The following is an 11,792-nucleotide window of genomic DNA, read 5'->3' on the forward strand; positions in this document are numbered from 1 at the left end:
GCCGCCGCGCTCTGTAATGCCCCCGAACACCCTTCATCCACCGGTGCAGTGTTGGCTTGGAACGCGCCCAAGCTGCGCTGCAAAATTACGGCGGCGATCATATGCTTCGCTTTTGCCGACGGCTGCCACCATCGCCGTCGAGATCAGCGGACCGATACTTGGAATAGTCGTGAGGCGTTGGCAGCTTTTTTCTGTTTTGCTCACGCCCGCAATCTCCGAGGTCGTCATTTTGACCCGCTCATCCATCAAATCCAATCCTGATGCAGATTGAAGAGTAGCTTGCGCATGCGACGAGATTTCATCGCTGCGGTTTTCCAAATTGATGAGGAGCGCGTTGCGTAACGATGCCAAGCCACGTCGGACTGTGATACCTTGCTCGTTGAGGGAAGAGCAGATCTGGTTGATCGTTGCAGTTCGACGCAGACGAGCCGGGATCGAACGCGAAAAAAAAGCTGCAGGTTTAGCCGATCCTGCTAAGGGAAGCAGCCATATTCATTAACCAGTGCTGCTGGACACATCAATGGCTGTTTTAACGCATGAGATTACTGTCGCTGCAGCTCAGCACCGACTTTTGGATTGACTGAAGGGCGAGCGCAATTGGCGAGAATTGCATTCGTCTTTCAATCCGAATGATCCGCTCGCGTGCAGGATTCAGTTAGTAGAGCTCAAATACGCTTTCAGTTTTTTAACCCCGCGATCAACTGCTGGAACTTCTCGCCTTGTACCGTGACGTGCGCTCGCAATAATTTCGCGGCAAGTTCAGAATCGCCTGATTTGAGGGCTTCAATGATCTCCTCGTGTTCGGCCAGTGATTGCGCCATGCGACCTCTGATGCGCAATTGGACGCGGCGATAGGGTTTCAACCGATTCTGCAGCCGCAGAACTTCGCTATGCAAATGAGAGTTTGTGGCTCCGCGATAAATTTCCTGATGAAACGTTTCGTTTTCTAGGTAGTAACCGGGTGCGTCTTGTCTTTCGACAGCCTCGCGACATTTCCCATTTGCATTAACGAGACGATCCAGCCCATCATCTGTCATTCTGACAGCAGCAAAGCGACCGCATGCGGCCTCTAATTCCGCCATCGTCTCGAACATTTCTAGCAATTCAACTGGTCCAGGTTGGCGCACAAAAACGCCTCGGCGAGGGATTTGCTCCGCCATTCCAGCCATCACCAGTCGCTGTAATGCTTCCCGAATTGGGGTCCGTGAAACGTTGAAATGTTCAGCGAGTTTGATCTCGTCCAGCCTTTGGCCATCCTCATATTCTCCTTGGAATACAAGCTCTTCCAATGCTTCGGCGATCTGTTCTGCACGTTTCAACTCCATTGGAAAACGATACTATGAAAGGCGATCGGGGCGCAAGATGTTTAATCTTGTATACAATAATATTGACTAAGGATGCAAAAATAGCGATGATTGCTTATTGCCGTACCCGAGGAGAGTCGGCTCACATATGGGAGGAAGCTATGAAAACGAAACTTCTAACGACTGTCGCGACGGTTGCGGCAATGAGTCTTGGCTCGCTGGTAAGCGCAAAAGAACTACGCCTGTCGCATCAATGGTCAAACAAAGACATTCGCAACCAAGTCGCGCAGATCGTAGCAGATGAGGTTGCGGCGGCCGATGTCGATCTGACCATCAAGATCTTTGGGTCAAAGTCACTGTTCAAGCCGCGCGAGCAATATCGCCCTCTGAGCCGTGGTCAGCTGGATATGACGGTCTTGCCTTTGAGCTACGCGGGTGGACAACAACCCGCCTTCAACCTGACCTTGATGCCGGGTCTGGTTAAGAACCACGACCACGCGGCGCGTTTGAGTAATTCTCCCTATATGGAGGCGCTGGAAGAGAAGATGGCTGAAGACGATGTTATGGTACTGGTGCACGGCTATCTGGCCGGCGGCTTTGTTGGTAAAGACAAGTGCATCACAAGCCCGGCTGATGTTGAGGGTCTTCAAACGCGTGCTGCTGGCAAAGCATTCGAACAAATGTTGGCAGGCGCCAACGCATCGATCACTTCGATGGCATCTTCCGAAATCTACAATGCGATGCAGACTGGCATTCTGAATGCTGCAAATACGTCGTCTTCGTCTTTCGTATCCTACCGGATATACGAGCAGGCGAGCTGCTATACTCCCGCCACCGAGGATGTTGCTCTTTGGTTCATGTATCAGCCACTTTTGATGAACAAATCGACCTTTGAAGACCTAAGTACCGAACAACAAGAGGCGCTGTTAGCCGCTTCGGCGAAGGCAGAAGCGTTCTATCTCCAAGAAGCAAAGAAGCAAGACGCCGCTTCGGTTGAAGTGTTCGAAAAAGCCGGTGTTGAAATCGCGCAGATGACTCCCGAGGACTTTGCGGAGTGGCGCGTACTGGCGCAGCAAACGTCCTATAAATTGTTTGTTGAGGATGTCCCGGACGGCCAAGAATTGCTGGATATGGCTCTCGCCGTCGAGTAGTTCCATTTACGGTGATCGCCGAGATCGGCGGTCGCCGACCCCAACAAATTTATCAATCCACGGAAGGAATGCTGACATGGCTAGCCAAAGCTCAGCCGCCGTTTCGCGTACGGGCAATAATCCCTTTCTGCGCGCTGTTGCGGCTCTCTCTACGCTCGCCGGTTGGTGCTCTGCGGCCATGATCGTTGCCGCAGTCGCCATCACCTGCCAAATGATCTTTGTGCGGTTTGTCCTGAACCAATCAACTGTTTGGCAAACGGAAGCTGTGGTTTACCTTGCCATTGGTGCCACTTTGATTGGGCTGCCTTACGTACAGCGCCTTCGAGGGCACGTGAACGTTGACCTGGTCCCGCTGGCCCTCTCCAGAAACGCTCGGTACTACATGTATCTGCTCACTATGGCGCTTTCGATCACCATTGTAGCGATCGTGCTCTTTTACGGATATGAGCATTGGCATCTTGCCTACGAGCGCAACTGGAAATCCGACACCATCTGGGCTGTCAGACTTTGGATTCCCTATCTTTCAATTCCCGTTGGGTTTGGCCTGTTCCTGCTGCAACTGATCGCTGATCTCGTGGCAGTCATCCTGAAAATTGACACACCATTTGGTTTGGAGGACGTATAGTGGACCCGATCCTACTTGGCGCTATTGTCGCCGTCGCCACAATCCTTGTCCTTTTTTCCGGTGTTTCTGTCGCTCTTGGACTTCTTATTGTTTCGACTGGCTTCTTGCTGATCTTTGATGGCTTACGCTCGCTCGAATTGATCCCCGAGATATTGTTTGGCAAACTCGATAATTTTGCACTTTTGTCGATCCCAATGTTTATCATCATGGGCTCGTCCATCGCTTCTACACGTGCAGGAGCCGATCTTTATGAAGCCCTCGAACGCTGGTTGACGCGCGTTCCCGGTGGTTTGGTCATCTCTAATCTCGGTGCCTGTGCGCTTTTTGCGGCGATGTCTGGGTCCAGCCCAGCCACCTGTGCCGCCATTGGCAAAATGGGCATTCCAGAAATGCGAAAGCGGGGCTATCCAGACGGCGTAGCCGCAGGGTCCATCGCGGCTGGGGGCACGTTGGGCATTCTGATACCACCATCGGTTACAATGATTGTTTACGGGATTGCGACAGAAACCTCGATTGGTCGACTCTTCCTTGCAGGTGTTCTGCCGGGTCTCTTGCTCGTAGTGCTTTTTATGGCGTGGTCGCTTTACTCAACTTGGCAGTCTGGCGACAAGCAGCTGCTGAGCGCAGGTAACTACACTTGGAAAGAAAAATTCGAGATCCTGCCCCGCGTGCTGCCGTTCTTGGCGATCATCGTCGGTGTTCTTTATGCAATGTATGGTGGTATTGCGACGCCGTCCGAGACGGCCGCCGTTGGGGCTCTGCTATGTCTGCTGATCGCTATGATCATCTACAAGCTTTGGAATCCAAAGGATCTCTGGGTTGTTCTGCGGGACAGCACCAAGGAAAGTGTGATGATCATGTTCATCATCGCCGCAGCTGGTGTGTTCTCTTACATGCTGTCGAGCCTGTTCATCACACAAGCGATCGCGGAATGGATTGGCACGCTTGATGTAAACCGTTGGGTGCTGATGACATTCGTCATGCTGTTCCTATTGGTGGCCGGTTTCTTCCTGCCACCGGTGGCTGTAATCCTGATGGCTGCGCCGATTTTGCTGCCGATCATCACTACGGCAGGTTTTGATCCTATCTGGTTTGCGGTCGTTCTGACCATCAACATGGAGATTGGGTTGATTTCACCGCCAGTGGGCTTGAACCTCTACGTGATCAACGGCATCGCGCCAGACATCTCGCTCAAGACCATCCTCAAAGGGTCACTTCCTTTCGTTGCCTGCATGGTGATTGCCATCATTCTTCTTTGCTTCTTTCCAGGCATCGCGACATGGCTGCCTGACTTCATTATGGGAGACGCGGTATGAGCTACTTCGGCGAACTGATTTCGACAATATTCGAACGGCGCTACCAAAAGGCACTCTCCAAAGAAGTCGACGGCCGGACGACATCGGATCTGTGTGATGCCCTGCTTAGTAGCCATGGTGAGGTGTCAGGTGTAACTCTGGCGCGGACCGTTCTGGATCGCTATGCGGCAATGAACACGGAAGAAAAAACGGCCTTCTTTGATTTCATGGCCCACGAGCTTGAGATCGATCCCGAAGAGGTTAGCAGCGCGCTGGAAGCGTATAAAAACAAACCTGGCAAAGACACATATCGCGCCTTTGCTTCAGCCTGCGAACCTCGGCGTCAGGAGTTGGCAAGACGTCTCAATCAAGTGCCAGGCGCAACCGGCCAATTGGTTCAGATGCGCAAAGACTTGTTGGGCATGATGAAGGAACGACCTGACCTTGAACCTTTGGATGTGGATTTCAAGCATTTGTTTGCCTCTTGGTTCAATCGAGGTTTTTTGGTGCTGCGTCCAATCGATTGGTCCAGCCCAGCTGAAATCTTGGAGAAAATCATTGCCTATGAGGCGGTTCATGAAATTGACAGTTGGGACGGCTTGCGACTCAGGTTGAAACCAACCGACCGTCGCTGCTTTGGCTTCTTTCACCCATCAATGGCTGATGAACCTCTCATTTTCGTCGAAGTCGCCCTGACAAAAGGTGTGCCAAGCTCTGTGCAGGATTTGCTCGCAGATGAACGCCATGAAATCGGGGCAGAAGATGCCGACACCGCCGTATTCTATTCGATTTCCAATTGCCAGTCTGGGCTTGCGGGTATCTCGTTTGGTAACTCGCTTATCAAACAAGTTGTGTCTGATCTGGCGAAAGACTTGCCGGGGCTCTCCACCTTTGTGACGCTTTCGCCAATCCCCGGTCTGAACAAGTGGCTTGAAGGACTTGATAAAGAGGTTTTGACAGCTGCAGACAACCAGGCATTGGCTGCGCACTATTTGCTTGAGGCAAAGCGATCTGACGGTATGCCGTTTGATCCCGTGGCGAGGTTCCATCTTGGTAATGGTGCCATGATTCATGCCGTTCATGCTGATGCCGATACGTCACCGAACGGACGCAATCAATCCAACGGGACAATGGTCAACTATCTCTATGACATCTCTCAAATCTCGCAGAACCACGAACAATTTGTCGGTGAAAAGACCGTGGTCGCATCCGCTGCAGTTAAGGCGCTGAGTGGGTCGGTGACACCCAAAAGCTAGGGAGCTTGAAAATGACAAACCCTTTGTATGATACACTTTTCGGGCAACATCAGGGCAAGACCACACCGTTTCTCGAGTTGGTAGATGGTACGATAGTCACACATAACGAATACCTTCAGCTGGCAGCGCAATATGCACATGCGTTTACCCAACTTGGCGTCAAGCCAGGCGACCGAGTCGCTGTTCAAATCGGCAAATCCCCTCAGGCTTTGGCAGTCTATGCAGCCTGTGTCCAAGCCGGAATTGTGTTTTTGCCGTTAAACACTGCGTACATCGCTGATGAAGTTTCCTACTTTGTCGAAAACAGCGGAGCGCGCGTTATTCTTTGTGATGGCAAACGATCCGAAGCATTGGAACCGATTGCACAATCAACCGGCGCAATTCTTGAAACGATGAACGACGACGGCAGCGGCAGTTTTGCGATGCAAGCTGAGGTCATGCCATCCGCTTTCGCAACGATTGACCGAGCCGAGGATGATTTGGCCGCGTTCCTTTATACGTCTGGGACCACAGGGCGATCCAAGGGGGCGATGCTGACTCAGGGCAATCTACTTTCAAACAGTAAAGCTCTGACAGATGAGTGGGTGTTCACATCTGACGATGTTCTTCTACACGCGCTGCCAATCTTCCACACACATGGGCTGTTTGTAGCGACAAACATATCGCTGCTGTCAGGGTGCAAGATCTTGTTCATGTCCAAGTTCGATCTGAACGTGATCATTGAACAACTACCGAACGCGACCACTATGATGGGCGTGCCGACGTTTTACACCCGTCTGTTAGAGGACGAACGTTTCACGAGAGATCTGGCGCGGCATATGCGCTTGTTCGTCTCCGGCAGCGCACCGCTTCTGGCGGAGACGCATGTGCAGTTCGAGGAACGCACAGGTCACCGCATCCTTGAACGCTACGGTATGACCGAGACCAATATGAACACGTCCAATCCCTACAAGGGCGAGCGACGTGCCGGCACCGTTGGTTTCCCGCTGCCGGGTGTTGAAATCAAGATCACCGACAGCAACACCGGAGCGACCCTACAGCAGGGCGACATCGGGGAGATTGAGGTGCGCGGACCGAACGTTTTCAAAGGCTATTGGCAGATGCCAGACAAAACAGCCGCAGAACTGCGTGAAGATGGCTTCTTCGTTACCGGTGATCTTGGGCAGATCGATGACGACGGTTACTTGCACATCGTTGGCCGCAACAAAGACCTGATCATCTCAGGTGGATACAATATCTACCCAAAAGAGATCGAACTCCTTTTGGATAGCGAAGAAGGCGTACTTGAGAGTGCCGTCGTAGGAGTTCCGCATCCTGATTTTGGCGAAACTGTCGTGGGTTTTCTTGTTGCCGAAGGTGGAGCACAGCTTGACCTTGCTGCGATCAAGAAAAACATCGGAGCTTCGCTCGCGCGTTTCAAGCACCCACAAAAATTGATCGTAGTGCCCGAACTGCAACGCAACACGATGGGAAAAGTTCAAAAAAAAGCAATGCGCGAAGATTACAAAAACATGTTCGCACTGGCTTAGCCGCTTGCACGACTGCCGGCTCATCTCAAAGAGTTAGTATGGTCGGCTTGTTCATGACTGGTTGACAGCGATCGGATTGGAACCGAGCGGCTACGGTACCCGTTCACTCCGCCGGACAAAAGATGCGGAGATCTACCGCAAGACGGGCAACCTTCGTGCCGTACAACTTTTGCTTAGCCTCACGAATGTCGATAGCACTGTACGTTACCTCGGCGTTGAGTTGGAAGATGCTCTAAGTATTGCCGAACTTATCGACTTCCAAACCATGTTGATGGACGGCACCTGCCGTTCGCCAATTTCGACCCCACCTACGATCAAGTAGCGGCGAAAGCGAAGTGCGAGCCCACAGCGGAGTCGTCAATTTCCATTGCGCGCATGCAGAAGAATTCTCGCTGAACCAGCGTGAAAATCTTTTTTGCAACGCGCAGGAATTGCGTCAGTTCCGACAGTAAGCCGAAAACCTGAAACCGTGATTGCATACGACGAGCAGATATTGTTGTTGCTAGCTTCGGTGTTCACATAGGCAACTTCCCGCTCTTTGGTGCCCTTTAAGAGTTCCTCAGCGTTAAATCTAAGTCATTGCGCCTTAGTAGGACTTTGGCTCTGGCTCAACAAAGCCTTCACAATATCAATAAACAAACAAACATTAATGTTTGTTTCTGAGCGATATCTATGTTTAGCTTCCCTAACAGCGAGGAGGCTTGATGTGATCAGTGATACAAAAATCCAACGCGATACACTTCAGGATTCGAAGCGTCGAACCCAACTCCAGCGGTCAGCCGACACGATCGAGCGCCTGTCAAAGGCGACTATCACCCTCATGACTGAAGTGGGTTTCGTTAACATGACAACAACCAGCATCGCAAAACACGCAGGAGTGTCGCGTGGCGCAATGCTGCACCATTTCGCCAATAAGGTAGCGCTGGTCATCCACGCCACCGGCGAAATGTGGGGCGGCGTAGTCGCTTCAACAGACGAACTGCGCCAACAGTCTGATCCTGCCAATCCAGACCCAGAAGGTTTTGTCGAAGCACTTTGGGATGGGGCAATGGCCGAGACCCATGTCTCGGTGTCCGTTGATATAATGCTCGCCGCTCGTGGTGACCCTATCCTGAAGGCGCATTTGGATACATGGGTACGAAAGATGTTCGATAGCTACCGCGCCGCTGGGCGCCACGCTTTCAGTAAGGCAGAAATGTCGCGAACCGATTGCGACGCTTTGATCAACACCGTTGCCTCTACCCTGCGTGGCCAGCGTGTGGCTCAGATGCTGGAACCAAATCCTGAAGCAGCTAAAGCAGTTCGCGTGACACTGGCGCAGCTTCTCCGTGAACGTTTGCGAGACGTGGGACAATGACAGCGCTTCTTTCTGCCGAGGGCTTGTCACGTCGTTTCGGCGGGGTGCAAGCCGTGCAAAACATGAGGCTCGATGTCGATAGAGGTTCTATCACGGGTCTGATCGGCCCGAACGGAGCTGGCAAGTCGACACTGTTCAACCTGCTCAGCGGTGTCATCCGCCCGAACTCAGGTTCAGTTGCCTACAATGGGCAAGACGTTACCCGACTCGCGCCATTTCGTCGTGCGCGCCTGGGAATGATCCGCACTTTCCAGCTTGCGCGTGAATTCGGACGTCTCACTGTGCTCGAAAACCTGATGCTTTCGCCGCAAATGCAGCTGGGGGAACGGTTCTTGCCGCTCTTCGCGCGCCCCAAGGAAGTCGCCAAAATCGATGCCGAGGTTTATGCCCGCGCTGAAGAAGTAATGGAGATAGCCACCCTAATTCCGCTGCGCGACACTTACGCCGCCGATTTGTCCGGAGGGCAGAAAAAGCTACTGGAACTGGCGCGCACCTTGATGATCGACTGCGACCTGATCTTGCTCGATGAACCGGGTGCTGGTGTGAACCCTGCCTTGATGGGAACGCTGACGCAGATGATACGTCGCCTCAATTCCGAGCACGGAAAGACGTTCCTTATCGTGGAGCATGACATGGACCTAATTGCGCGGCTTTGTGATCCGGTGATCGTGATGACGGAAGGGACGTTCCTGACCGCAGGTCCTTTTGACACGATCCGAGATGATCCGCGCGTTGTCGAAGCTTACCTCGGGGGGACACTCGATGCCTGAGGCGATCTTGACTGTCGAAAACTTGCGCTCTGGCTATGGGCGCGCGGTCATCTGCGACGACATCGCATTGACGGTCGCAGCTGGCCACATCACCTGTATCATCGGCCCAAATGGTGCCGGTAAATCGACGTTGCTTAAGACAATCGCTGGGGTCATCCTGCCGATGGCCGGCAGTGTCCGCGTCGCCGGGTCCGAGATAGCAGGTCAGCCCGCGGCTCAAGTTGCGCGTTCTGGCATGGCCTATGTCCCGCAGGAGGCGAACGTCTTCAGAGCGCTGACCACACACGAAAATCTCGCCATGGGTGGTTGGATTGATGATAGACGCACCCATGCCTCTCGCGACAAAGCCTACGAGATGTTCCCCGACCTCAAACCGCTGGCCTATGTTCCCGCGGGCAATCTGTCGGGCGGTCAACGTCAGATGGTCGCTTTTGGGATGGCCCTGATGTTGGAGCCGCGCGTGCTGCTTCTTGATGAACCCTCCGCCGGTTTATCACCTTTGATGGTGGCGCAGATGTTTGACACGGTAAGCCGCGTTAACGCAGACGGCGTCGCCATTTTGATGGTCGAGCAGAACGCGGTGCAAGGCCTCAGAATTGCGCATGATGGGATCGTCATGGCGTCGGGCCGCATTGCGATGCACGCCCCCGCCGAAGAATTGCTTGCCTCCAAAGATGTATCAGAGCTCTATTTGGGATCGCGTGCATGAGCCTTCAGATTTTCCTCAACGCATTGGTGAATGCCGCCTTGATCGCGCCTCCCGCGATGGCTTTCTCGTTATTGTTCGGCATCCTGCGCTTCCCAAACTTTGCCATTGGCGGCTACATCACCGTCGGGGCATTCGCGGCATACGCGCTTAATGTGCAACTCGGGTGGCCACTCGCTTTGGCAGCGGCGGGCGCAATGGCATTCACCGGCTTTGTGGTTTGGTTAGCGCACGTGCTGGTTTTTCGCCCGATGGAGGCGCAATCCGCTGTGACGTTGTTGGTCGTATCCATCGCGCTGACGCTGATCTTGGAAAACGTGGTGAGGCTGTTCTTCTCGGCAGATGTGCGCGGCTTCAACATTCCACTGGAACGTCCGTGGAAATTCCTTGGTGCACGGATTACCAAAGAGCAGGTCGAGATTATCATCTGCGCTGTGGTTCTTGGCACCGGTCTTCACATTTTGCTGCGCCATACCCGGATCGGGCGCGCCATGCGTGCGGTCGCAGACAACCCGATGCTGGCGTCTATTCGGGGGGTCGATGCCGCAAAGGTCACTGCCTTTACGACGGTGTTATGTGGTGCAATTTTTGGGCTAACTGGCGTGTTTGCGGGGCTTGATTTGGTGATTGAGCCATTGGTCGGCTGGAACCTCACGATCCCAATATTTGCAGCCGCGATCCTTGGTGGCGTTGGGTCGCCCTATGGTGCGATCCTCGGCGCGTTGATGCTGGGACTGGCCGAAGAGTTAACCATTCTGGTGCTGCCTTCGACCTACAAGATCGGCGTCGGTTTCGTGATCATAGCCGTACTTCTTTTGGTACGTCCGCAAGGCTTGTTTGGCACGCCGGAGATCAAGAAATGAGCGCATATCTCATCTCCATGGCCACCTATGCGGGTTTCTTTATGATCCTCGCGCTGGCGCTGAACTTGCAGTGGGGCCTGACCGGCATGGTCAATTTCGGCATCGCAGGATTCTATGCCCTTGGCGCATATACCTCCGGTCTATTGTCAGCCAAAGCAGGTTGGCCTTTGGCGGCGACGATCCCCACCGCCATCCTCGCGGGACTGGTCGCAGGTGGGCTGGTCGCGCTATTGTCGATGCGATTGCGAGAGGACTTTCTCGCCATCGTCACCCTTGGTGTGGGCGAGATGATCCGCCTGGCGGTGCTCAACGAGGATCAGATTACAGAAGGTCCGCGCGGTTTACGTATTGACGCGCAACCTCTGCGGGAGGTGGTCAGCGCGGATGCCTATCCACTGTTCTATCTGTGCTTCGTCGCACTATGTGTCGCGATCACCTATCTGATCTGCGAGCGCATTCGCACCGGTCCGATGGGTCGTACCCTGCGAGCCATCCGCGAAGATGACGTTGTCGCGGGCGTGCTCGGTAAAAACGTGTTTCGTCATCGTGTCCAGATTTTCGCCATTGGCGGCGGTTTCATGGGGCTCGCGGGTGCTCTCTACGCGCATTACACGCAAAACATCAGCCCCGAGGTTTTCATGCCGATGGTCGCCATGTTCATCTGGATGTCCGTCATCGTCGGTGGCGCGGGCAACAATCGTGGCCTGCTGATTGGTGCCGGCACAGTGATCATGTTTCTGGAAGGCACGCGGTTCATCGGTGATGTGGCTCCATGGCTTGACGCCGAAAAGATGAGTGCAATGCGGATCATCATCATCGGTTTGTTGCTCATCGTCACGCTACGCGTGCGACCGCGTGGACTGCTGCCAGAGCCGAAATTTACCTACGATAAATCCAAAGATGCCGAACAACCGGCACATCCCAACATCTGACAAG

The 11,792-nt window shown here is 53.5% G+C and carries 12 protein-coding genes and 1 pseudogene; 11 read left to right on the top strand and 2 right to left on the bottom strand.

Annotation, left to right across the window (positions count from 1 at the left end; all coding sequences use genetic code 11):
- Positions 1-33 precede the first annotated feature (33 nt).
- Both AB8B75_RS06815 and AB8B75_RS06820 read right to left on the bottom strand, forming a co-directional pair.
- Positions 34-246, bottom strand: coding sequence for a transposase (locus AB8B75_RS06815; RefSeq protein WP_405360973.1), 213 nt, complete (start codon positions 244-246; stop codon positions 34-36).
- 431 nt (positions 247-677) lie between these two features.
- Entirely contained in the window at positions 678-1,325 is a 648-nt protein-coding gene (locus AB8B75_RS06820) for a GntR family transcriptional regulator (protein ID WP_405360908.1), read from the bottom strand.
- Between the two features lie 140 nt (positions 1,326-1,465).
- On the opposite strand from AB8B75_RS06820, the gene dctP reads away from it, so the two are divergent.
- From dctP to AB8B75_RS06875, 11 genes and pseudogenes are all read left to right on the top strand, one after another.
- Positions 1,466-2,455: a TRAP transporter substrate-binding protein DctP gene (dctP, locus tag AB8B75_RS06825; protein ID WP_405360975.1), complete on the top strand. Its 990-nt coding sequence runs from the start codon at positions 1,466-1,468 to the stop codon at positions 2,453-2,455.
- A gap of 76 nt (positions 2,456-2,531) precedes the next feature.
- On the top strand, positions 2,532-3,080 hold the full coding sequence (locus AB8B75_RS06830; RefSeq protein ID WP_405360909.1) for a TRAP transporter small permease: 549 nt from the start codon (positions 2,532-2,534) through the stop codon (positions 3,078-3,080).
- Positions 3,080-4,396, top strand: a complete 1,317-nt coding sequence (locus tag AB8B75_RS06835) for a TRAP transporter large permease (protein ID WP_405360911.1) — start codon at positions 3,080-3,082, stop codon at positions 4,394-4,396. The genes AB8B75_RS06830 and AB8B75_RS06835 overlap by 1 nt, the downstream gene beginning before the upstream one ends.
- The gene (locus AB8B75_RS06840; RefSeq protein WP_405360913.1) at positions 4,393-5,631 is read left to right on the top strand and encodes a malonyl-CoA decarboxylase; all 1,239 of its coding nucleotides are present in this window, start codon (positions 4,393-4,395) and stop codon (positions 5,629-5,631) included. Before AB8B75_RS06835 ends, AB8B75_RS06840 begins: the two co-directional genes overlap by 4 nt.
- Before the next feature lie 11 nt (positions 5,632-5,642).
- A complete protein-coding gene (locus tag AB8B75_RS06845) occupies positions 5,643-7,160 on the top strand; it encodes a malonate--CoA ligase (protein ID WP_405360915.1) in 1,518 nt (505 codons plus the stop codon).
- A 37-nt stretch (positions 7,161-7,197) separates the two neighbouring features.
- A pseudogene (locus tag AB8B75_RS06850) lies at positions 7,198-7,416 on the top strand (integrase); the annotation flags it as partial.
- 393 nt (positions 7,417-7,809) lie between these two features.
- Positions 7,810-8,517, top strand: a complete 708-nt coding sequence (locus AB8B75_RS06855) for a TetR/AcrR family transcriptional regulator (RefSeq protein ID WP_405360917.1) — start codon at positions 7,810-7,812, stop codon at positions 8,515-8,517.
- The gene (locus AB8B75_RS06860) at positions 8,514-9,287 is read left to right on the top strand and encodes an ABC transporter ATP-binding protein (RefSeq protein WP_405360918.1); all 774 of its coding nucleotides are present in this window, start codon (positions 8,514-8,516) and stop codon (positions 9,285-9,287) included. Before AB8B75_RS06855 ends, AB8B75_RS06860 begins: the two co-directional genes overlap by 4 nt.
- Positions 9,280-9,996 carry an ABC transporter ATP-binding protein gene (locus AB8B75_RS06865; protein WP_405360920.1) on the top strand — a complete coding sequence of 239 codons (717 nt, stop codon included), beginning with the start codon at positions 9,280-9,282 and terminating at the stop codon, positions 9,994-9,996. The genes AB8B75_RS06860 and AB8B75_RS06865 overlap by 8 nt, the downstream gene beginning before the upstream one ends.
- Positions 9,993-10,856 (top strand): branched-chain amino acid ABC transporter permease, encoded by an 864-nt coding sequence (locus AB8B75_RS06870; protein WP_405360922.1) that lies wholly within the window; start codon positions 9,993-9,995, stop codon positions 10,854-10,856. The genes AB8B75_RS06865 and AB8B75_RS06870 overlap by 4 nt, the downstream gene beginning before the upstream one ends.
- Positions 10,853-11,788 carry a branched-chain amino acid ABC transporter permease gene (locus tag AB8B75_RS06875; protein WP_405360923.1) on the top strand — a complete coding sequence of 312 codons (936 nt, stop codon included), beginning with the start codon at positions 10,853-10,855 and terminating at the stop codon, positions 11,786-11,788. Before AB8B75_RS06870 ends, AB8B75_RS06875 begins: the two co-directional genes overlap by 4 nt.
- Positions 11,789-11,792: the final 4 nt, after the last annotated feature.

The sequence above is a fragment of the Roseobacter sp. genome, from assembly GCF_045106495.1.
GTDB lineage: Bacteria > Pseudomonadota > Alphaproteobacteria > Rhodobacterales > Rhodobacteraceae > Roseobacter.

Excerpts from the sequence above, each read along its gene's own strand:
- AB8B75_RS06815 (WP_405360973.1), bottom strand. The coding sequence starts at position 246 with ATGGATGAGCGGGTCAAAATGACGACCTCGGAGATTGCGGGCGTGAGC.
- AB8B75_RS06820 (WP_405360908.1), bottom strand. The coding sequence starts at position 1,325 with ATGGAGTTGAAACGTGCAGAACAGATCGCCGAAGCATTGGAAGAGCTT.
- dctP (WP_405360975.1), top strand. The coding sequence starts at position 1,466 with ATGAAAACGAAACTTCTAACGACTGTCGCGACGGTTGCGGCAATGAGT.
- AB8B75_RS06830 (WP_405360909.1), top strand. The coding sequence starts at position 2,532 with ATGGCTAGCCAAAGCTCAGCCGCCGTTTCGCGTACGGGCAATAATCCC.
- AB8B75_RS06840 (WP_405360913.1), top strand. The coding sequence starts at position 4,393 with ATGAGCTACTTCGGCGAACTGATTTCGACAATATTCGAACGGCGCTAC.
- AB8B75_RS06845 (WP_405360915.1), top strand. The coding sequence starts at position 5,643 with ATGACAAACCCTTTGTATGATACACTTTTCGGGCAACATCAGGGCAAG.
- AB8B75_RS06855 (WP_405360917.1), top strand. The coding sequence starts at position 7,810 with ATGTTTGTTTCTGAGCGATATCTATGTTTAGCTTCCCTAACAGCGAGG.
- AB8B75_RS06860 (WP_405360918.1), top strand. The coding sequence starts at position 8,514 with ATGACAGCGCTTCTTTCTGCCGAGGGCTTGTCACGTCGTTTCGGCGGG.
- AB8B75_RS06865 (WP_405360920.1), top strand. The coding sequence starts at position 9,280 with ATGCCTGAGGCGATCTTGACTGTCGAAAACTTGCGCTCTGGCTATGGG.
- AB8B75_RS06870 (WP_405360922.1), top strand. The coding sequence starts at position 9,993 with ATGAGCCTTCAGATTTTCCTCAACGCATTGGTGAATGCCGCCTTGATC.
- AB8B75_RS06875 (WP_405360923.1), top strand. The coding sequence starts at position 10,853 with ATGAGCGCATATCTCATCTCCATGGCCACCTATGCGGGTTTCTTTATG.